This window comes from Gordonia malaquae NBRC 108250, assembly GCF_000344135.1.
Taxonomy (GTDB): domain Bacteria; phylum Actinomycetota; class Actinomycetes; order Mycobacteriales; family Mycobacteriaceae; genus Gordonia; species Gordonia malaquae.
Genome location: NZ_BAOP01000010.1, coordinates 39,435 through 60,918, shown reverse-complemented (window position 1 = coordinate 60,918; position 21,484 = coordinate 39,435). Strand labels below are relative to the sequence as shown.

At 66.3% G+C, this 21,484-nt stretch carries 19 protein-coding genes; 10 read left to right on the top strand and 9 right to left on the bottom strand.

All coding sequences use genetic code 11. The features are described from left to right. Positions 1-21: 21 nt before the first annotated feature. From zwf to tkt, 3 genes are read right to left on the bottom strand one after another with little or no spacing between them, the layout of a single operon-like run. A complete protein-coding gene (zwf, locus tag GM1_RS07980; RefSeq protein WP_008377897.1) occupies positions 22-1,563 on the bottom strand; it encodes a glucose-6-phosphate dehydrogenase in 1,542 nt (513 codons plus the stop codon). Positions 1,564-1,597: 34 nt separating this feature from the next. Further along, positions 1,598-2,716, bottom strand: coding sequence for a transaldolase (gene tal / locus GM1_RS07975; RefSeq protein WP_008377895.1), 1,119 nt, complete (start codon positions 2,714-2,716; stop codon positions 1,598-1,600). Positions 2,717-2,740: 24 nt separating this feature from the next. Beyond that, positions 2,741-4,816: a transketolase gene (gene tkt, locus GM1_RS07970; RefSeq protein WP_008377894.1), complete on the bottom strand. Its 2,076-nt coding sequence runs from the start codon at positions 4,814-4,816 to the stop codon at positions 2,741-2,743. Between the two features lie 240 nt (positions 4,817-5,056). Between tkt and GM1_RS07965 the strand changes: the two genes are divergently transcribed. From GM1_RS07965 to GM1_RS07955, 3 genes are all read left to right on the top strand, one after another. Next, positions 5,057-6,028, top strand: a complete 972-nt coding sequence (locus tag GM1_RS07965; RefSeq protein ID WP_008377892.1) for a heme o synthase — start codon at positions 5,057-5,059, stop codon at positions 6,026-6,028. Positions 6,029-6,056: 28 nt separating this feature from the next. Next, entirely contained in the window at positions 6,057-7,298 is a 1,242-nt protein-coding gene (locus tag GM1_RS07960) for a hypothetical protein (protein WP_157435893.1), read from the top strand. Positions 7,299-7,430: 132 nt separating this feature from the next. Next, positions 7,431-8,690, top strand: coding sequence for a hypothetical protein (locus GM1_RS07955; RefSeq protein WP_157435891.1), 1,260 nt, complete (start codon positions 7,431-7,433; stop codon positions 8,688-8,690). A 6-nt stretch (positions 8,691-8,696) separates the two neighbouring features. Here GM1_RS07955 and GM1_RS07950 read toward each other — a convergent pair whose 3' ends face one another. After that, a complete protein-coding gene (locus GM1_RS07950) occupies positions 8,697-9,452 on the bottom strand; it encodes a hypothetical protein (protein ID WP_008377886.1) in 756 nt (251 codons plus the stop codon). After that, on the bottom strand, positions 9,449-10,414 hold the full coding sequence (locus tag GM1_RS07945) for a quinone oxidoreductase family protein (RefSeq protein ID WP_008377884.1): 966 nt from the start codon (positions 10,412-10,414) through the stop codon (positions 9,449-9,451). Before GM1_RS07945 ends, GM1_RS07950 begins: the two co-directional genes overlap by 4 nt. Before the next feature lie 34 nt (positions 10,415-10,448). Between GM1_RS07945 and GM1_RS07940 the strand changes: the two genes are divergently transcribed. Continuing rightward, on the top strand, positions 10,449-10,811 hold the full coding sequence (locus GM1_RS07940; protein WP_373278337.1) for a hypothetical protein: 363 nt from the start codon (positions 10,449-10,451) through the stop codon (positions 10,809-10,811). Between the two features lie 89 nt (positions 10,812-10,900). Here the strand turns inward: GM1_RS07940 and GM1_RS07935 are convergent, their stop codons facing one another. The 4 genes from GM1_RS07935 to mptB are packed head-to-tail and all read right to left on the bottom strand — an operon-like array spanning position 10,901 to position 15,458. Then, on the bottom strand, positions 10,901-11,842 hold the full coding sequence (locus tag GM1_RS07935; RefSeq protein ID WP_008377881.1) for a COX15/CtaA family protein: 942 nt from the start codon (positions 11,840-11,842) through the stop codon (positions 10,901-10,903). Further along, the gene (locus GM1_RS07930) at positions 11,839-12,642 is read right to left on the bottom strand and encodes an ABC transporter permease (protein WP_008377879.1); all 804 of its coding nucleotides are present in this window, start codon (positions 12,640-12,642) and stop codon (positions 11,839-11,841) included. The genes GM1_RS07935 and GM1_RS07930 overlap by 4 nt, the downstream gene beginning before the upstream one ends. Further along, positions 12,639-13,583 carry an ABC transporter ATP-binding protein gene (locus tag GM1_RS07925; protein WP_190243330.1) on the bottom strand — a complete coding sequence of 315 codons (945 nt, stop codon included), beginning with the start codon at positions 13,581-13,583 and terminating at the stop codon, positions 12,639-12,641. Before GM1_RS07925 ends, GM1_RS07930 begins: the two co-directional genes overlap by 4 nt. A 54-nt stretch (positions 13,584-13,637) precedes the next feature. Then, positions 13,638-15,458: a polyprenol phosphomannose-dependent alpha 1,6 mannosyltransferase MptB gene (gene mptB, locus GM1_RS07920; protein ID WP_008377875.1), complete on the bottom strand. Its 1,821-nt coding sequence runs from the start codon at positions 15,456-15,458 to the stop codon at positions 13,638-13,640. Between the two features lie 81 nt (positions 15,459-15,539). On the opposite strand from mptB, the gene GM1_RS07915 reads away from it, so the two are divergent. The 6 genes from GM1_RS07915 to sufU are packed head-to-tail and all read left to right on the top strand — an operon-like array spanning position 15,540 to position 21,483. After that, positions 15,540-16,307 carry a helix-turn-helix transcriptional regulator gene (locus GM1_RS07915; protein WP_008377872.1) on the top strand — a complete coding sequence of 256 codons (768 nt, stop codon included), beginning with the start codon at positions 15,540-15,542 and terminating at the stop codon, positions 16,305-16,307. Further along, positions 16,304-17,743, top strand: a complete 1,440-nt coding sequence (gene sufB, locus GM1_RS07910; protein ID WP_008377869.1) for a Fe-S cluster assembly protein SufB — start codon at positions 16,304-16,306, stop codon at positions 17,741-17,743. The genes GM1_RS07915 and sufB overlap by 4 nt, the downstream gene beginning before the upstream one ends. Then, positions 17,743-18,930, top strand: coding sequence for a Fe-S cluster assembly protein SufD (sufD, locus tag GM1_RS07905; RefSeq protein WP_008377867.1), 1,188 nt, complete (start codon positions 17,743-17,745; stop codon positions 18,928-18,930). The genes sufB and sufD overlap by 1 nt, the downstream gene beginning before the upstream one ends. 47 nt (positions 18,931-18,977) lie before the next feature. Beyond that, positions 18,978-19,748, top strand: a complete 771-nt coding sequence (sufC, locus tag GM1_RS07900; RefSeq protein WP_008377865.1) for a Fe-S cluster assembly ATPase SufC — start codon at positions 18,978-18,980, stop codon at positions 19,746-19,748. A gap of 4 nt (positions 19,749-19,752) precedes the next feature. Further along, on the top strand, positions 19,753-21,033 hold the full coding sequence (locus tag GM1_RS07895; protein WP_008377863.1) for a cysteine desulfurase: 1,281 nt from the start codon (positions 19,753-19,755) through the stop codon (positions 21,031-21,033). Next, positions 21,034-21,483 carry a Fe-S cluster assembly sulfur transfer protein SufU gene (gene sufU / locus GM1_RS07890; RefSeq protein ID WP_008377861.1) on the top strand — a complete coding sequence of 150 codons (450 nt, stop codon included), beginning with the start codon at positions 21,034-21,036 and terminating at the stop codon, positions 21,481-21,483. Position 21,484: the final 1 nt, after the last annotated feature.

Sequence of the window (21,484 nt, the reverse complement as noted above, 5' to 3'; positions counted from 1 at the left end):
CTTCCCTCGCGTCCTGCGCTGTCACGGTCGCCTCCAGATACGGCCCGTCCGGCTCATCATCTCGTCGGCCGACGTCGGGCCCCAGGTGCCCGACTCGTACTCGTCCGGTGTTCCCGACGCCGCCCACTCGGCGAGCACCGGGTCGAGGATGTCCCAACTCAGCTCCACCTCCTCGTTGACCGGAAACAGCGACGGCTCGCCGAGGAGGACGTCGAGCAGCAGACGCTCATATGCCTCGGGTGACGACACCGTGAACGCGCCGCCGTAACTGAAGTCCATGTTGACGTCGCGCACCTCCATGCCGCTGCCCGGAACCTTCGACCCGAACCGCAGCGTGACGCCTTCGTCCGGCTGCACTCGGATGACGAGGGCGTTCTGACCGAGCTCCGCAGTCATCGTGTCGTCGAACGGCAGATGCGGCGCTCGCTTGAAGACGAGCGCGATCTCGGTGACCCGTCGGCCGAGACGTTTTCCTGTGCGCAGGTAAAAGGGGACGCCGGCCCACCGGCGCGTGTCGACTTCGAGGGCGATGGCCGCGAACGTCTCGGTGGTCGAGTCCGCGGCGAAACCGTCTTCTTCTTTGAGCCCGACGACCTGTTCGGATCCCTGCCAACCGGGGCCGTATTGACCGCGGGCGGAGTTCTCCGAGATCGGGAGGATGTTGCGGGTCGATTGGAGGACCTTGATCTTCTCGGTCTGGAGATGTCGCGGAGAGAACGACACCGGCTCCTCCATCGCGACCAGCGCGAGAAGCTGCAGAAGATGGTTCTGGATGACGTCTCGGGCCGCGCCGATGCCGTCGTAGTATCCGGCTCGACCGCCGAGACCGATGTCCTCGGCCATCGTGATCTGGACATGGTCCACGTAGTGGGAGCTCCACAGCGGATCGAACAGTTGGTTCGCGAAGCGCAGGGCCAGGATGTTCTGGACCGTCTCCTTGCCGAGGTAGTGGTCGATGCGGAACACCGACTCCTCTGGGAACACACTGTTTACGAGCTCGTTCAGTCCGACTGCGGATTCGTGGTCGTGACCGAACGGCTTCTCGATCACCACTCGACGCCAACTGTCGCCCGAGGGGTCGGCCATGCCGGTTCGTCGAAGTTGGCTCAGCACGACGGGGAACGCCTTTGGCGGGATCGACAGGTAGTACGCGTGATTCCCGTCGGTCCCGCGGGACGCGTCGAGGTCCGCGAGAGTCCGCTGCAGTTCGGCGAACGCCTGGTCGTCCTCGAAGGAGCCCGCGACGAACCGGATGCCTTCGGCGAGCCGCTCCCACACCTCCTCGCGGAACCCGGTGCGGCAATTGGCCTCCACTGCCTCACGCACCAGCGTGGTGAAGTCCTTGTCGGCCCAATCCCGACGGGCGAAGCCGACGAGCGCGAAACTCGGCGGGAGGAGCCCACGATTCGCGAGGTCGTAGATCGCGGGCATCAACTTGCGACGGGCCAGGTCGCCCGTCACACCGAAGATCACCAGCGCCGACGGCCCCGCGATTCGCGGGAGACGGCGATCGTGCGGATCCCGCAGGGGATTGGTCCACTCGGGTTTCACCGCACGCGGCATACTCGCCCTTTCGCCCGTCGTATCCGTATCGCTTCTAGCGTGCCGCGTCGAGCTGTTGCGACGTCGCCGTCAGGAGTTCATCCCACGCCTGCTCGAACTTCTCGACGCCTTCGGTCTCGAGGACCGCGAACACGTCGTCGAGGTCCACTCCGACACCCCGCAGCGCGGCGAACACTTCGCGGGAACTGCCTTCGAGGCCGACGATCGACTCGGTGTTGACCCAACCGTGATCGGCGTACGCCTCGAGGGTCTTGCCGGGAACCGTGTTGACGGTGTTCGGCGCGACCAGTTCGCTGACGTACAGGGTGTCGGGGTAGTCGGCGTTCTTGGTGCCCGTGGACGCCCACAGCGGACGCTGGGGGAGCGCGCCGTGCGCCTGCAGGTCCGGGAAACGCGTCTCGGTCTCGAAGACCTCCTGGTATGCCGCGTACGCGAGGCGCGCATTCGCCAGACCGGCCTTGCCGCGCAGCTCGAGCGCCTCCGGGGTGCCGATGGCGTTCAAGCGGTTGTCGATCTCCGAGTCGACACGTGACACGAAGAACGATGCGACCGACGCGATCTTGCCTGCGTCGTGCCCATTACGGAGGGCACGGTCGAGGCCGTCGAGGTACGCGTCCATCACCTCGCGGTAGCGCTCCACCGAGAAGATCAGGGTCACGTTGACGCTGATGCCCTGCGCGATCACGTCGGCGATCGCCGGAACGCCCGCCGCGGTGGCCGGGATCTTGATCAGCACGTTGGGCCGGTCGACGAGCTTCCACAGCTCGGCGGCCTGCTCGACGGTCTCCGCGGTCTTGTTCGCGAGGCGGGGATCGACCTCGATCGACACGCGGCCGTCGAGACCGTCGGTGGCCTCGAAGATCGGCGCGAACACGTCGCAGGCGTTGCGGACGTCGTCGGTGGTCAGTGCAGTGATCGTGGCGTCTACGTCGGCCCCCGACTTGGCGAGCTCGGCGATCTGATCTGCGTACGCACCGCCGCCGGACGAGATTGCGTTCTGGAAGATCACCGGGTTGGTCGTCACACCCACGATGGAGCGGGTGTCGATCTGCTCCTGCAGACCCCCGGACGAGATCAGCGTCCGCGACAGGTCATCGAGCCAGACGGAGACGCCTGCCTCGGACAGTGCGGCGAGATTCGGGTTCTGAGTCATGGAGAAATCAGTGTCCTTCCGAGATCACTTGCCGAGAAGTCCGCGTGCGGCGGCGGCGACGGCCGTCGACGTGACGCCGAACTCCTCGTACAGCTTCTTGTAGGGGGCCGACGCGCCGTAGTGCTCGATCGAGACGATCGCGCCGCCGGCGACGATCGCATGCCACGGCATCGCGATGCCGGCTTCGACGGACACACGCGGCACACCGGTCGGGAGGACCGACTCGCGGTAGTCCGCGTCCTGCTCGTCGAACCACTCGATGGACGGCATCGACACGACGCGCGCCTTGATGCCGTCGGCCGCGAGCGCGTCGCGTGCCTCGACGGCGAGGCTCACCTCGGAGCCGGTGCCGATCAGGACGACGTCCGGCGTGCCGTCGGCGTCTGCGAGGACGTAACCGCCCCTGGCGACACCCTCGTACGAGGTGCCTGCCAGCACGGGGACGTTCTGGCGCGTGAGAGCCAGGCCGACCGGGCGGTTCCGGCGAGTCAGGAGGTGACGCCAGGCGTGTGCGGTCTCATTGGCGTCGGCCGGGCGCACCACGTCGAGGTTCGGGATCGCGCGGAGTGCGGCGAGATGCTCGATCGGCTGGTGAGTCGGGCCGTCCTCGCCGAGGCCGATCGAATCGTGCGTCCACACGTAGATCGGGTCGATCTCCATGAGCGCGGCGAGGCGGACCGCGGGACGCATGTAGTCGGCGAACTGCAGGAACGTTCCGCCGTACGCGCGCGTCGGGCCGTGCAGGACGATGCCCGACAGGATCGAGCCCATCGCGTGTTCACGGATGCCGAAGTGCAGAGTCCGGCCGTACGGCTCGGCGTTCCACGTCGACGTCGAGATCGACGCGGGGCCGAAGGACTTGGCGCCGTCCATCGTCGTGTTGTTCGAGCCCGCGAGGTCGGCCGAACCGCCCCACAGTTCCGGAAGGATCGGTGCGAGCGCCGAGAGCACCTTGCCCGACGCCGAGCGCGTGGCCACGTCCTTGTCGCCGGCCTCCCACGCAGGGAGAGCTTCGGTCCAGCCCTCGGGCAGTTCGTGCGCGAACAGGCGGTCGAACAGTTCTTTGCGCTCGGGGTTGCTCGCGGCCCAGGCGTCGAAGCCCTTCTGCCACTCGGCGCGGACCGCAGCGGCCCGTCCCACGAGTCCGCGAGTGTGCTTGATGACGTCGTCGGCGACGTCGAAGCTCTTCTCCGGGTCGAAGCCCACGGCCGCCTTCGTGGCGGCGACCTCATCGGCGCCGAGGGCACTGCCGTGCGAGGCGCCGGTGTTCATCTTGGTCGGCGCCGGGAACGCGATGATGGTGCGGACCCGGATGATGGACGGCTTGTCGGTGACCGCCTTGGCGGCTTCGACGGCCGCCTCGAGGGCTGCGACGTCCTCGCCGCCCTCCACGGTCTGGACGTGCCAGCCGTACGCTTCGTAGCGCTTGGCGACGTCCTCGGTGAGGGCGATCTGAGTGTCGTCTTCGATCGAGATCTGATTGTCGTCGTAGAAGACGATCAGGTTGCCGAGCTGCTGCGTGCCCGCGAGCGACGACGCCTCCGAGGTGACGCCCTCCTCGATGTCGCCGTCGGAGGCGATCACGTAGACGTAGTGATCGAACGGGCTCTCGCCCGCCGGAGCGTCCGGGTCGAACAGACCGCGCTCACGACGCGCCGCCATCGCCATGCCGACGGACGACGCGAGGCCCTGGCCGAGCGGGCCGGTGGTGATCTCGACGCCTGCTGTGTGGCGGAACTCGGGGTGACCCGGCGTCAGCGAGCCCCATGTGCGCAGTGCGACGAGGTCGTCGAGTTCGAGGCCGAAACCGCCGAGGTACAGCTGGATGTACTGGGTGAGGCTCGAGTGCCCGCAGGAGAGGATGAACCGGTCGCGGCCCACCCACGCCGGATCGGCGGGGTCGTGGCGCATGACGCGCTGGTACAGCGTGTAGGCGAGGGGAGCGAGGCTCATCGCGGTGCCGGGGTGGCCGCTGCCGCAGTTCTGGACCGCGTCGGCGGCGAGGATGCGGGCCGTGTCGACAGCCTTGGTGTCCACATCGGTCCAGTCGGCGGGGTGAACCGGTCGGGTCAGTGCGCGGATCTCGTCGGTGATGGCCACGATCGTGGAGTCTCCTGTGGGTCGATGCTGGTGCTCGTCTTCTACGAAGACGATTCTCGTCGTCCAGCCTAGCGGGGCGAGCGCGCTGTGCGTACGACACCACTGCGCACGGTTGTGTGGCGGTCGTCGCACCCCCGCGCGCCCGATTCCCTCCGTGATGATCGCCCGGTCTACCATCGCTTGTAGTAGTGGTCGGCGTGTGACGCGACCTGATGTGGTCGCGACCGTGAGGAGTATGTGGTGAAGACGTCCGAGAGCGCTGGTGTCGACGCGCCGTCGTCAACCGGATGGGGACGAGTCCGCACCACGATTCTCGCGTACATCGCGCTGACGAAGCCTCGCGTGATCGAGCTCCTCCTCGTCTCGACGATCCCGGTGATGCTGCAAGCACAGCGTGGACATGTCGACATCCGGTTGATTCTGGTCACCGTCGTCGGCGGTTGGCTCGGAGCGGCGAGTGCGAACAGTCTGAACATGGTCGCCGACGCCGACATCGATCAGAAGATGAAGCGCACCCAGAAGCGTCCGCTCGCCCGCAAGGCCGTCCCGATCCGGAACGTCTTGATCTTCGGCATCGTGCTGGCCTTCGCGTCGTTCGCCGTCTTGTACTACGGGACCGCCGACGCCGACGGCAACCGATCGTTCCTGCCGTCGATCCTCGTGTGGATCACCATCGCGTTCTACGTCTTCGTGTACACACTGATCCTGAAGCGTCGCACCTGGCAGAACGTCATCTGGGGCGGCGCCGCAGGCTGCATGCCGGCCCTGGTCGGTTGGGCCGCGGTGACGCACTCGCTGAACTGGCAGCCGTTCGTGCTGTTCCTCGTCGTCTTCTTCTGGACGCCGCCGCACACGTGGGCGCTCGCGATGCGGTACCGCGAGGATTACCGCGCAGCGGGCGTTCCGATGCTCCCGGTTATCGCGTCCGACGAGAAGGTCACCTTCCAGATGCTCGTGTACACGGTGCTCACCGTGATCACGTCGCTGTTCCTCATCCCGCCGTCGAGCTGGATCTACCTGGTCGTCGCGATCGCGTCCGGCGTCTGGTTCACCTGGTGGGTCGCGAAGCTGTACGTCCAGACGCGTGCCGGTGTCGAGCTGAAACCGCTGAAGATCTTCCTGGTCTCCAACGAGTACCTCGCGCTCCTGTTCTGTGGTCTCGCCGTCGACGCCGTGATCAACCTCCCGACGATCTCGAGCTACTTCTCCTAGTCCTCAACCCGCCTCACACGATTGGCGAGTGAGCATGCGCACCCCGAAACCACAGGCCACTGTCGGTATTGCTGTCGTAGCGGCACTCGTGGCCTTTGCTGTCGCGGCGATCGCGGACACCCTGCTCGTCCGGCTGCTCGCAGTCGTGCTCGGCACTGTTGCAGCAATCGTGCTGGTCAGGTCCGCAGGTAGTCGATCGACACGGGCGGGCGTCGCAGGCGTATTCCTTGTCCCCGTCGTCATGCTCGGTCTCGGAACCACCGTCGTCGGTGTGCTGACGGATGGGTCTGGCACTCCCTCGTATCAAGAGTCCGCCGACGACAAGACGGCGCGAGCCGATCTCGTCGAAGATCCGAACGCCAGACTTCGGGCGGCGTTCGACAAGGCGGACGAACTGGTGCCCGGCGGCTCAGGCCACGTCCAGTTGATCGACCTGGACGAGGATTCGACACGCGTCGTCGTACTGGACCCGAACACAGGCCAGCAGGTGACCGCCAACGAATCGTCATCGGGATGGAGCGACCCGACCCGTGTTTCGGCGAGCGACCGAAACACGTTCGGCCGCGCAGACACCGCACGACTGGATCTGGCCTCCGCCCAGAAGAAGGTCGGGGATGCCGCGCGCCGGATGAAGATCGACCTGTCCGAACGCAACTCGTCGGACGGCATCGAGATCAGCGAGCGCTACCAAGACAAGAAGCTGATCGCGACCTTCACGGTGGGGGGCTCCGAGATCGAGGTCGACATGGCCGGTGGGCTCCCCGACACGCTCGACGCGGGATCGTTCGACACGGTGGTCGATTCGATGACCCGGGTCATGACGACGAACGGTTTGGATCCGCGGAAGCGAACACTGTCCGATGCCGACTTCAAGTCGTCTCTCGAGACCGCGTACTTCCCCGGCGCCGGATCGGTCGGCCACTACGGCGGATTCGTTCTGAGTTTCGATTCCGGGCCGGTTGCGCGCATTGAGGTTGTTCCTGGCGCATTTCCCGTCGTCACTTCGGCGGAGTCCGACTCTCGGCCCTCATCTGGAGCCTTCGCTCTCAGCGCGGTCACGATGAAACTCCTCACAACCATCCGGGACGACGTCGTCGAGCGGTTTCACGCGCCCGCCTACGACAGGCAAGCGGTCGGGTTCGAGATCGAGCGGGAGCGCGACGACACCCTCGACGAGTACGTTCCGCTCATCACGCTGAGCGTGGGGCCGAGCTCGGCGGAGGCGCAGGCCGTCTACACCCTCCGCGGCGTCGAGGTTCCGAAGAACTGAACAGTCGCCGGTGGTCTCAGGCTTCGATTGCCGTCTGGGCCCTCCCGAGGTATGGGGCACGGGTATGCGCTCGTGAAGTGCAGGTTCAGCGGGGGACCGTGTGAGGGCTCTGCCGCGGAATATGCTGATCGGGTGAGCATGCCCTCTCCGAAGCCTTCGGTCGCTGTAGCCGTCGCCGTCATCGTCGCTTTAGGTGCGTTCTCCCTCGCGTCGCTGGCCGACTCGCTCGCGCTTCGACTGGTCGTTGTGGTCGCCGGCGCGGTGACCGTCGTCTGGCTGGTCCGGTCGGCGAGCGCGCATTCCGACGCCGCGGGCCTCACAGGAATCGCTGTGGTTCCGATTGTCATGCTCGCCGTCGGTACCACTGTCGTCACGATTGCATCGACCTCGACGGACTCTTTCGGTGCTGACCCGCCACCGGCGGGCGCGGACGACACCTCAGTCCTCGAGTTGGTCGCCGACGCCGACACGCGGCTGCGTGCGGGTCTCGACCATGCGGACGCGATGATCCCCGGAGGTTCGGCGCATCTCCTGGCCGTCGACCTGCGGGGTGACGACGCGATCGGCGTCACGGTCCTCAATCCCACGAACGGAAAGCGGATGTACGCATCTACGTCGTCGGCCGGGTGGAGTGAGGTGTCGACGTCGGCGGCGTACACCCGTGTCACCTTCAGCAGGGCCGACCTCGCGCGGCTCAACCTCGCGGACGCATCACGAAAGGTCGAGGCCGCCGCACGGAAGATCGGCGTAGACGACGAACATCAGTCCTCGTCTCCCGGCATCATGATCGCGCCGCGGTCCAGGCCCGACAACAAGGTCGTCGCGACGTTCACCGTCAGCAGCGACCTGGGCATCGAGGTCGACCTGAACGGAGACCTTCCCGATACCGTGGACGCCGGGTCCATGGACACCATGCTCGACGCGGCGAGTCGAGCTCTCAAGGCCAACCGGGTCCCGCTTCATCAACGGACTCTGCGTGAGCTGCAGTTCATGTCCTTAGCGGACGGCGCGAGCAGCATCTCGGCGACATCGGTCCAGAACAGTGGCGGAGTGGAACTTGAATTCGACACCGGACCGGTCAGCGAAATCACGCTCGTACCCGGCTCGTTTCCGACTGTGAGACCGTCTGCCGAATGGGCTCGCCTACAGGACACTTCGTTCGCCTTCTCATCGATCACGACCGACCTGCTCAATCGGATCAGGGATGACGCCATGAAGCGGTTCCGTTCACCCGCCTACGACCGCGAGGTCGTCGCGGTAAGAGTCGGCCATGCACCTGGTACTGACCGCGATGAGGGGACAACCGTCACCATTCGAGTGGGCCCGAGTTCGGCGGACGCAGCCGCGATCTACACGATGACCGGCGAGCACCTTCGTGACGGGACTTGGTGAAGCGGGTCAGGCTTCGATCGCGAGTTGAACACGGGTTGCGAGTTCTTCGCTGATCTTCGGGACTGCTGACACCACGCCGCGGTTTGTGAGTCGGTCGACGGTCGTGATGACCTGGCCGAGATAGGAAGCTCGTTCCTGGCCAGTCGTGCCATCGGCATGCCGCAGCAGTTTCAACGCGCGCCGGCAGTCCCGCGCGTCGGGCTCGGCGAGTTGATCGGTGCCTGTGGTGCGTGCGAAACGGTCGGCCTTCGTCCAGGCGCTACGCAGGATGTCGACGGCGTCCGCGTAGTCCTGTGCGTCGGATGGATCAGCCGGGTATGCGTCGGACTGGAGCCCTCCGGCGAGGTCGAGCGCATCGTGGAAGTCCATCACGGGTTGCGCGCTTAGGTCCCACAGTGCGGGGTATTGCAGAAGCATCGCCGGGTCGAGTTCATATGCGCCGTATGCGCTCAGAACTGCACTGTGGTGTTTGCAGGCCGCTGTCCACCGGCTCTTCAATGCGACGGCTGGATCGACCTTCGCTGTCGGACTGGCTGGGCGGGCATGCGTGGTCGGTGCGCTACGGGGCTTGGTCGCTTGTGCTGCGGTGACCGCGACCGAGGTGAATGACGGCATTGCGAGAGCGGCCAGGAGTGCACCCAGGAGCAAGGCGTATGAGACGATCTGGCCTTCCGGCGGGAAGGGGCGAAGCACCGTCAGGATCAGTATTCCGAAGGCAGCAGCAGCCGCAGCGGTGATCCGGCGGGGGCCGAGGCCGCTCACGGGATCAGCGCCGTCGCGCCGGTGGTGGACCGGGCCTCGAGCGCGCGGTGAGCGTCGGCGGCGTCGGCGAGTGCGAATGTCTGGCCCACGTCGATGTGCAGGACGCCGTCGGCGATGGCGCCGAAGAACTCGTCTGCGCGCCACGCGAACTCGGCCGGGTCGGAGATGAAGTACTGCAGCGACGGGCGTGTCACCGACAGTGAGCCGCCGCGATTGAGCCGCTGCAGGTCGAATGGCGGGACGGCGCCGCTCGCGGCGCCGAACAAGACGACGGTCCCGCGGACGGCGGTCGCGTCGAGGGATGCGTCGAATGTGGACGCACCCACACCGTCGTAGACCACGGATGCGCCGCGTCCGTCGGTCAGCTCCCGCACGCGGTCGGCGATCGGGTCGTCGTACCTCAGGACATGTGCCGCGCCAGCCTTGCGGGACAACTCGGCCTTCGCGTCGGACGAGACGGTGGTGATCACCGTGATACCGCGCGCAGTTGCCCACTCGGTGAGAATCAGACCGACGCCACCGGCGCCCGCATGAACGAGGACAGTGTCGCCCGACGTCGGATGGGCACTGCCGTCGAGGAGATAGTGGACGGTGAGACCACGTAGGAGAGCGGACCCCGCGACGTCGAACGGCACGCCGTCGGGGACGTGCAGCGCGTCGACCGCGGGCACAGCCACCTGTTCCGCGTAAGAGGACACGACGTCACACCACGCGACACGATCGCCGACCGCGAATCCAGTGACGTTCGACCCGACCCTGGACACGATCCCGGATCCCTCGAAGCCTGGAATGTACGGAGGCTCGGAGGGATACACGCCTTCTCTCAGATACGTGTCGATGAAGTTGACGCCGGCTGCTTTCACATCCACCAGAAGATCGTCGGGGCCGGCCGTGGGAGGGGTGACGTCGACACTCGTCAGAACGTCGGGACCGCCGTGACGGGACACATGGATCGCGCGCATGGATCCATTTTGGCACGCCGGTATGATCACCCGTATGAGTGATGATTCCGCAGTGGCGACGACCGTGACCGCACCGGCCGACGTGGTCGGTTCCATCCGAAAGTACGTCGCAGCCGAGGGCGGCTCGGCCAAGGCCGTCCTCCAGGCGGCAGGCGACGCAGGCGTTCGGATCACCCTGGTCGGCGGCTCGAACGGTGTCCTCGGCGACCGTGTGGTGCGCGACATGGCGACGGCCGAAGCTGTGATCGACGCCGTCGAGGGGCTCGAGAAGGCCGAGTGGGACCGCGACCTGACATCGTCCGCGACTGTCAGTCCGTCGCACTGGCGCAAGATGGCAGGCTGGGTGGCAGGCCAGAAGCGTTTCCCGAAGGCACGTAACCGCAAGATCGTCGACTGACGCCGCACCTGCCGACAAACGCTCCTTTCAACGACAAACGCTCCCTTCGCGAAGGGAGCGTTTGTCATTGAAAGGAGCGTTTATCCGTATCAGGCCTTCGTCGCGGTGGGCTCCGTGGGCCGGGTCGCGGAGACCAACAGGTAGGTGGCGCCCACCATGAGCAGGGCGCTTCCGAACATGTGCAGGACGACCATCCACTCGGGCAGGCCCGCAGCGTACTGGATGTAGCCGATCAGCCCCTGCAGCACGATGACGCCTCCGAACGTGATCGCCGCACGCCGCGACGGGAGCTTCGCGACGACGGTGACCAGGATCAGCCCGATCGAGATGCCGACGAGCGTCCACACCGCATCGACGTGCAGCTGGGTGGACTGAGTGGGTTCGAGACCGTTGCGGTGCGACTTGATATCGCCGGCGTGCGGCCCGGAGCCGGTCACGACCGTCCCGAGATAGATGGTCACCCAAGTCAGTGCGTAGACGACCCAGGACGCGGCGATCGCCAACCGCGTGACGACTGGGGGAGCATCCGGCGCGGCGTCGTGCTCGCGGGCTGGGTTGGTGTGAAACACGAGCCAGGTAGCCAGCGAGATGATCAGGATCGTCGCCAGGAAGTGGAACGAGACCACCCACGGATTGAGGTTGGTGAGCACAGTGACGCCGCCGACCACCGCCTGAAGCGGCACTCCGAGAGCCACACCGGTCGCGAGACGACGAGCGAGGCGATCCATCGGTCGGTAGCGCATCGCGGCGACCCAGGCGCCCACGGCGACCACGACCAGCACCCACGTGAGCATTCGGTTTCCGAACTCGATCACGCCGTGAATGCCCATCGCAGCATGCGGTGTGAGCGACCCCGAGGTGCACTGCGGCCACGTCGGGCATCCGAGACCGGAGTCCGTCACGCGGACCGCGCCTCCGGTCACGACCAGCAGAATGTTCGCGGCAAGGTTGGCGATCGCCCACCTGTACAGGAAGACACGCGTCGGGGCGCGGAAGCCTCCCCACGACTGCGACGACGATTGAGTGCTCATTCGAACCGGAACCACCTCACTGCGAGGGCGCCGCCGACGACGGCCCACGCCGCCAGCACGCCGATGCCGAACAGATCAACTGAGCCTGCCAACGCCTGCGTCAGGGACTCGGTGAGCGCACCGGACGGTGTGCACCTGGCGGCCCAATGGACGGCCGCCGGAACGTGCTCGTCGAAGACGACAAGACTGGAGACTCCGAGGAGGACGAACCAGATCAGATTGCCGAGGGCCAACACCACTTCGGCTTTCATGGTGCCGCCGAGCAGAAGCCCGAGCGCCGCGAACGCGACAGTGCCGAGAACGATGACGACCGCGCCGAGCGCGAGCCCTCCGACACTCGGTCGCCAACCGAAGGCCGCGCCGATGCCGCCGATGATCACGGCCTGCAGAGCGACGACGATGGCTACCGCCGACGACTTTCCCGCGATGATTCCCCAGCGGGGTATCGGGGTGGCGCCGAGTCGCTTGAGTGCGCCGTATCGGCGGTCGAAACCGACCGCGATGGCTTGCCCGGTGAACGCCGTCGACATGATCGCGACAGCCAGGATCGCCGGCACGAACGTCGTCGCTCGTGCAGCCGGGGTGTCACCCGACCCGGTGTCGATCGGCAGGATCGACAGGCCGATCAGCAGGGTGATCGGGATGAACATCGTGAGCAGCAGCTGTTCGCCGTTGCGCAACAGCAGGGTCAGCTCCATCCGCGTCTGTGCCGCGAGCATGGCTGTGAGCGGCGCGGGCGACGGAGCCGGGGCAAAGGTGCCCGCCGGAAAGCGGTTCGGTGTGGTGGTCTGGTCGGTCATGCACGCACCTCGCGGCCGGTGAGTTCCAGGAACACGTCCTGCAGGGAGTTGGTGTCCACCGCGAGGCTCGTCACGAGAATGTCGTGCTCGGCACACCACGCGGTGACAGCGGCGACGATGCCGGGAGTGATGTCGCCTGCGACGAGGACGTCCCCCGCGGGTGAGCGCCTGCAGGAGAAGCCGTCGGGTAGCGCCTTCTCGAGCTCCGCCGCCTCGAGTCCTTCCGCGGTGACACGCAGTTGGCCCTCGGCGTCACGGCGGACCAGGTCGGCGGGCGTCCCCGACGCCACGACGCGACCGCGGTCGACGATGACGATGTGATCGGCGAGCTCTTCGGCCTCATCCAAGTGGTGGGTGGTCAGCAGGACCGACACGCCGTCAGACTTGAGGCGACTGATGAGCTCCCAGACCATGATGCGGGCGTGGGCGTCGAGACCTGCGGTGGGTTCGTCGAGGAACACCAGCTCGGGCCGGCCGACGAGCGCGCACGCAAGCGACAGCCGTTGCTGCTGCCCTCCCGACAGCCTGCGGAAGGGCGTGGTCGCCACGTCGGCGATGCCGAGCACGTCCATCAGCCAGTCGGGGTCGATCGGATCGGAACTGTACGACGCGCACAGTCGCAGCATCTCGGCTGCCTTCGCGCCGGGGTAGGCACCGCCGCCCTGCAACATGACACCGATGCGGCTGCGGAGGGCGTCGTTGTCGGCGATCGGATCGAGTCCGAGAACTTCGACGCGGCCTGCGTCGGGAGCGCCGAAGCCTTCGCAGATCTCGACGGTTGTCGTCTTCCCCGCGCCGTTCGGGCCGAGGAGCGCGAGGACCTCGCCGGTTCGGAGTTCAAGATCGAGGCCGTCGACGGCGACGACGTCGTCGAACCGCTTGACCAGCCCACTGATGCTCAGGGCGACGGAAGAGACTGACGGTTCGGGCACGCCTGCCAGCCTAGGCCAGACGCGGCCCACGGACGGTGCCGGGTGCGACCGACGCGGCGTGTGTCACACCTTGTGTCGGCGGCGGTTGAACCAGACTCGAATCGGACTGTCGATGAAGAACGCGGTGGCTGCCACGCCGACCATCAGAACTCCGGTGGCCAGGCCTTGCGCGACAGTCAGAGGCGGAGTGTCCGAACTCGTCGGCATGACGACCACGGACATGATCCCGGAGATGATCACGGTGCCGAGGCGGAACCAGCGGGTGGTGGCCCAGGCGGCGAGCGGGATGATCGCCCACAGGAGGTACCAGGCCTGCACGAATGGGAAGAACACCACGAAGGTCGCCATCGCGATGCCGAGACCACCGAGCGCGTGGACGCGACCCGCGAGGCACGCCAGCAGCCAACGGATCACGAAGACTCCCGCGATCACCTGGCCGATCGGACGGGCGATGTCGAGGATCGCCTGTGTCTGCTCACCGAGCCCGAGCCACAGTCCGACGCGGCCGGAGACGACGCCGAGCAGGGTGGGCATCGACATCCACGAACGGACGATTCCTCCGGTGCTGAGCGTTCCGGTCCATCCGAAGCCGAGGCCCGTCGCCGTGCCGATTCCACCGATGACGATCGCCGACACGGCGAGCAGAATCGACGCTGACTTGCTGAGCGCGATGATCGACGTCTTCGATCGAGTCCACCACTGACCGATCGGGGCGTGTCTCAAGGCCGGGAGCGTGGCGCCCCATCGTCGAGCGAGAGCGATCCCGATGAAGCCGAGCGCGAGCATCGACGCGACTTTGATCATGGCCGACGCGGCGATCAGGGCGGCGCCGCCGATCAGGATCCAACCGGCCCGGGAAGGGAGCGGCCCGGACGGTCGGCGTAGTGGATCGGAGCCTTCGATCGCCCGGAAGCACAACTCCATGCCGACGAGCATCATGCCGAGCATCAGCGATTCGTTGTGGATGCCGCCGATCAGATGAAGGATCAGAAGCGGATTGAGAGCACCGATCCAGAGAGCCGCAACTGTCGAGACGCCGCAGCGGCGAGCGAGACGGGGGAGCGCCCAGACGATCATCGCGACGCCGGCAAGTGCGATCAGGCGATGCAGGAGCACGGCGGCCGTGATGTTGTCGCCGGTCAGGGCCGTGACATGTTCGCCGATCCACAAGAACAGCGGACCGTACGGAGCAGGCGTGTCCTTCCAGAGGTTCGGGACCGACAGCGTCAGCGGATGGTCGACGCCGAGCCCGCGCATCGGACTGTAGGTGTACGGGTCCATGCCCTTGTAGGCGATCGCGCTCTGCGCGAGATAGGAGTACACGTCCTTGCTGAGCAGCGGAGGCGCAAGGAGCAGCGGAGTGATCCACATGATGAGCGTGGTGTCTGCCTGCCTGCGCGACATGCGCCGCGCCGGGCTCCGGCCCTCCGCCACTTCGACGGAGAACCTGCCGATCGCGTATCTGCCGAGTAGGAGCCAGGCGACGACGAGCATCATCATGCCGCCGATGGAGACGGTCAACGCCGTCGAGTACATGCGTGACGGGAGCGACAGGATTCGGGTGCCGACGATCGGATTCTGCAGCACCGGCAGCATGCCCGTGCCGAGCGAACCGATGAGGATCAGGACGGTGCCCGTCGTCCCGAACAGCTGGATGCGTCGTAGTCGCTTGTTCTCGTACGCGTTGAGCGGTCCGACTTCGGCCTCGTCGTCGTGCATCCGGGCAAGACGGGAGCCGTAGTCGCCGGTGTCGTCGACGGAACGCTCGACGGGCGGCTTGGCCAGGCCCAGATAGTCCAGGCCGCGGCGCAACAGGGGGAGTTCCGGCACAGAACGACTGTAGCGGCCCGGTGCTCGGAGTTCGGCGAGGGCGGGTGAACGCATGCGGCTCGCACAGCGTAGAGGCTTAGGTCACCCTTGCTGGAAGAGGGGAATCAATTAAGACACACTTGTGTTGTGAAAAGCATGACCGACTCGAAGCAGCTGCAGTGGCAGCAGCACGCGGAAGGGGCTGGCGCAGACGGCCAGACCCGCGCGGCAGTCGTGTCTCTGCTGGTCGACGAGGGGCCGATGACGGCGAGCGACATCGCCGAACGTCTCGGGATCAGTCCCGCGGGCGTCCGACGTCACCTCGACAACCTCACCGACTCCGGCGACGTGGATCTCGCGCCGGCCGGATTCAACAAGGGCGGCCGAGGTCGCCCAGCCAAGTGGTTCCAGCTGACCCCGACAGGTCGCGGCAAGCTGCGTCACGCCTACGATGATCTCGCCGGAGCGGCCATCCGCTCGCTGCGTGACATCGCAGGTCAGGAAGCAGTCGAGAAGTTCGCGCGTGAGCGCGTGAACGGAATCGTCGCGAAGGTTCAACCCGTCCGTGAGTCCGGCTCGGTCATCGCGACCGTCGACCAGATCGCCGACGCGCTGACCGGTGCAGGCTATTCCGCAGACACTCGCCAGGTCGGGAACGGTGTGCAGATCTGCCAGCATCACTGCCCGGTGGCGCATGTGGCCGCAGAGTTCCCGGAACTCTGCGAAGCGGAGACGGCGGCCTTCACTGAACTGCTCGGCACCCACGTTCAACGTCTGGCGACGATCGCCAACGGTGACTGTGTCTGCAGCACTCATGTGCCGGTCAGCACAATCGCCACCGCGGTTCACACGAAAACGTCAGACCCGAAGGCGGACGCTCAGCCCGGCGCCGCCGACAACCCCGATGGAAAGGTCCCCCGATGACGGTCACCGATCCCGCCGCACCGCAGCAGCTGTCCCAGGAAGAGACGATCGCTTCCTTCGACCGCTACGGATACGGCTGGTCAGACAGCGACGACGCAGGCGCCGCCGCTCAGCGCGGTCTGTCCGAGGCTGTCGTCCGCGACATCTCGTCGAAGAAGAACGAGCCGGAGTGGATGCTGGAGCAGCGCCTCAAGGCTCTGCGGATCTTCGACAAGAAGCCGATGCCCAGCTGGGGCGGCGATCTGTCGGGTATCGACTTCGACAACATCAAGTACTTCGTGCGGTCCACGGAGAAGCAGGCGGAATCGTGGGAGGACCTCCCCGAGGACATCAAGAACACCTACGACAAGCTCGGCATCCCCGAAGCCGAGAAGCAGCGCCTCGTCGCCGGCGTCGCCGCGCAGTACGAGTCCGAGGTCGTCTACCACCAGATCCGTGAGGACCTGGAGGAGAAGGGTGTCATCTTCCTCGACACCGACAGCGGACTGCGCGAGCACCCGGAACTGTTCCAGGAGTACTTCGGCAGCGTCATCCCCGCCGGTGACAACAAGTTCTCCGCACTGAACACCTCCGTGTGGTCCGGCGGATCGTTCATCTACGTCCCCAAGGGCGTCCATGTCGACATCCCGCTGCAGGCGTACTTCCGCATCAACACCGAGAACATGGGTCAGTTCGAGCGGACGTTGATCATCGTCGACGAGGACGCGTACGTCCATTACGTCGAGGGCTGCACCGCGCCGATCTACAAGTCCGACTCGCTGCACTCGGCTGTCGTGGAGATCATCGTGAAGAAGGGCGGTCGCTGCCGCTACACGACCATCCAGAACTGGTCGAACAACGTCTACAACCTCGTTACCAAGCGTGCGAAGGCAGAGGCCGGCGCGACGATGGAGTGGGTCGACGGCAACATCGGCTCCAAGGTCACCATGAAGTACCCGGCCGTGTGGCTCACCGGCGAGCACGCCAAGGGCGAGGTGCTCTCGGTGGCGTTCGCAGGCGAGGGCCAGCACCAGGACACCGGCTCGAAGATGGTCCACCTCGCGCCGTACACGTCGAGCAACATCGTCTCGAAGTCGGTGGCGCGCGGCGGCGGACGCTCGTCGTACCGCGGCCTGATCAAGGTGAACCCGGGCGCACACGGCAGCCGCTCCACGGTGCAGTGTGATGCTCTGCTGGTCGATCAGATCAGCCGCAGCGACACCTACCCCTACGTCGACATCCGTGAGGACGACGTGACGATGGGCCACGAGGCCACGGTCTCGAAGGTCAGCGACGATCAGCTGTTCTACCTGATGAGCCGCGGCCTCACCGAAGAAGAGGCGATGGCCATGGTGGTCCGCGGATTCGTCGAGCCGATCGCCAAGGAACTCCCGATGGAGTACGCACTCGAGCTCAACCGGCTCATCGAACTGCAGATGGAAGGATCGGTCGGCTGATGGCAGACCTCGAGACCACCGCTCCCGGCGCCGGCGCAGGAAGCGTCGTCGTCAACAAGGGCGAGATGTTCAGCTCGTTCGACGTCGACGCGTTCGAGGTGCCCGCACAGCGTGAAGAGGCGTGGCGGTTCACCCCGTTCCGCCGCCTGCGTGGACTCCACGACGGTTCGGCGAAGGCCACGACGTCGGTCGACTACGCGGTCACCGAACTGTTCGACGGCGTGACCGTCGAGACCGTCGGCCGCGACGACGCGCGCCTCGGGACGGGCGGCACCCCGTTCGACCGCATCGCCGCCCAGGCCTACTCCTCCTTCACCTCGGCCACCGTGCTGACGGTGAAGAAGGAAGCTCAGGTCGCCGAACCTGTGTTCGTGACCCTCGACGGACCCGGCGAGGGCGAGGTGGCCTACACCCACCTGCAGATCCACGCTGAGCCGTTCTCCAAGGCCGTGATCGTTCTCGATCAGCGCGGCAGCGGGACCATCGGTGAGAACGTGGAGTTCGTCGTCGGCGACAGCGCGCATCTGACGGTCGTCAACGTCCACGACTGGGCCGACGACGCCGTTCACGTGACGGCTCACCACATCTCGGTCGGACGCGACGCCGCGATCCGCCACTTCGCCGTCAGCCTCGGAGGCGACCTGGTCCGCCTGTCCCCGCACGTGCAGTACCGCGCTCCCGGCGGCGACGCCGAACTCTGGGGCCTGTACTTCGCCGACGCGGGGCAGCACCTCGAGCAGCGCCTCCTCGTCGACCACTCGGCGCCGCACTGCCGCTCGCACGTCACCTACAAGGGCGCCCTGCAGGGCGACCTGTCCGGTGACAAGCGCGGCGAGGCGCACACGGTCTGGATCGGCGACGTGCTGATCCGGCCGACCGCCGAAGGCACCGACACCTACGAGCTGAATCGCAACCTGGTGCTCACCGACAACGCGCGCGCCGACTCGGTCCCGAACCTCGAGATCGAGACCGGCGAGATCGTCGGCGCCGGACACGCCAGCGCCACGGGTCGCTTCGACGACGAGCAGCTCTTCTATCTGCAGGCGCGTGGAATCCCGGAGGACCAGGCCCGTCGTCTGGTGATCCGCGGCTTCTTCGGCGAGGTGCTCGCCAAGATCGCCGTCCCGGAACTCCGCGAGCGACTCGAGGCGGCCATCGAAGCCGAACTCGAGACCGCAGGCGCCTGAGCGCCTTCGCCCCACAGCCACACTCTTACGAAGGAACTTCACTTCACATGACGACTCTCGAGATCCGCGACCTGCACGTCGACGTGACCCCCTCCGACCCCGATGCGGAGCCGATCCACATCCTCAAGGGCGTCGACCTGACTGTCCGTTCCGGTGAGACCCACGCGATCATGGGCCCCAACGGCTCGGGCAAGTCGACGTTGTCGTACGCCATCGCCGGTCATCCCAAGTACACCGTCACCTCGGGCACCATCACGCTCGACGGTGAGGACGTCCTGGAGATGAGCGTCGACGAGCGCGCCCGCGCAGGCCTGTTCCTGGCGATGCAGTACCCCGTCGAGGTTCCCGGCGTCTCGATGTCGAACTTCCTGCGTTCGGCCGCGACCGCGGTCCGCGGCGAGGCTCCGAAGCTGCGCCACTGGGTCAAGGAAGCCCGCGAAGCGATGACTGAGCTCGACATCGACCCGTCGTTCGGTGAGCGCAGCGTCAACGAGGGATTCTCCGGCGGCGAGAAGAAGCGCCACGAGGTCCTGCAGCTGAGTCTCCTCAAGCCGAAGATCGCGATCCTCGACGAGACCGACTCGGGCCTGGACGTCGACGCACTCCGCATCGTGAGCGAGGGTGTCAACAAGTACTCGGAGCGCGAGAACGGCGGCATCCTGCTGATCACGCACTACACGCGCATCCTGCGTTACATCAAGCCCGACTTCGTCCACGTGTTCGTGAACGGACGCGTCGTCGAGTCGGCCGGCCCGGAGCTGGCAGACGAGCTGGAGGAGAACGGCTACGAGCGGTTCACCTCTGCCGTCGCCAAGTGAGCCGATGACCATCACAACGGGGTCCGGCGTGACGGCGTTCGACGTCGCGACGGTCCGGGCCGACTTTCCGATCCTGCACCGCACGGTGCGCGACGACAAGCCGTTGGTCTACCTCGACTCCGGTGCGACGTCGCAGCGGCCGCTGCAGGTGCTCGACGCCGAGCGCGACTTCCTGCTGAATCGCAACGCCGCTGTGCATCGAGGTGCACATCAGCTCGCTGAGGAGGCGACCGACTCGTACGAGTACGCACGCGGCGCGATCGCCGGGTTCGTCGGAGCGGCCGTCGACGAGATTGTGTTCACCAAGAACGCGACCGAGTCCATCAACCTGGTCGCCTACACGCTCGGAGACGAACGGGCCGCAGGCGTGCTCGGTGGAAAGCCGCTGGGTGAAGGCGACACGATCGTCGTCACCGAGCTCGAACACCACGCGAATCTCGTGCCGTGGCAGGAACTGGCACGTCGGACCGGTGCCACGCTGCGCTGGTACTCGGTGACTGAGGACGGCCGGATCGATCTGGACTCGCTCGACGTGGACGACACGGTGAAGATCGTGGCGTTCACGCATCAGTCGAACGTGACCGGAGCGGTGGCGGACGTCGAGGAACTCGTCCGGCGTGCCCACGCTGTCGACGCGCTGGTGGTGCTCGACGCATGCCAGTCCGTTCCACACATGGCTGTCGACTTCGCGGCCCTGGGCGTGGATTTCGCGGCGTTCTCCGGGCACAAGATGCTCGGTCCGTCGGGTGTCGGCGTCCTGTACGGACGTGCGTCGCTCCTCGCGCAACTGCCGCCGTTCATCACCGGCGGTTCGATGATCGAGACGGTCACGATGGAGGGCTCGACCTACGCGCCGCCGCCGCAGCGATTCGAAGCGGGCGTTCCGATGACGTCGCAGGTGGTCGGGCTCGGCGCCGCCGTCGATTACCTCGAGAAGATCGGGATGGACGCCGTCGCAGCCCACGAGCACGACCTGGTCGTACGAGCGCTCGAGCGTCTCACCGCGATCGAGGGCCTTCGGATCGTCGGGCCGACCGACGCCGATCGTAGGGGCGGTGCCGTAGCGTTCGTCGTGGACGGCATCCATGCGCACGACCTCGGTCAGGTCCTCGACGACGAGGGGGTCGCGATCCGCGTCGGTCACCACTGCGCGTGGCCGCTGCACCGCACGTTCGGCATCGCGGCGAGTGCCCGAGCGTCGTTCGCGTTGTACAACACGCTCGACGAAGTGGACAAGCTCGCCGATGCGATCGGTGTCGCCAAGAGTTTCTTCGGGGGCCGCTAGATGCGGATGGAGCAGATGTACCAGGACGTGATCCTGGACCACTACAAGCACCCGCATGGGCGTGGACTTCGTGATCCGTTCGACGCCGAAGTCCACCACGTGAACCCGACGTGCGGTGATGAGATCACCCTGCGTGTGTCCGTGGTCGACGGCGAGGTGGCCGATGTCTCGTACGACGGTCAGGGTTGTTCGATCTCGCAGGCGTCCACGTCGGTTCTGTTCGATCAGATCGTCGGATTGAGCGTCCCCGATGCGATGATCGCGCTCGACTCGTTCAACACGATGATGACGTCGCGTGGCCAGGACGAGGGCGACGAAGACCTGATCGGCGACGGCATCGCCTTCGCCGGCGTGAGCAAGTACCCGGCACGCGTCAAGTGCGCGCTGCTCGGGTGGATGGCGTTCAAGGACGCGGTCGCCCAGACCGTGGCCGGACAGACTGGAGCGTGAA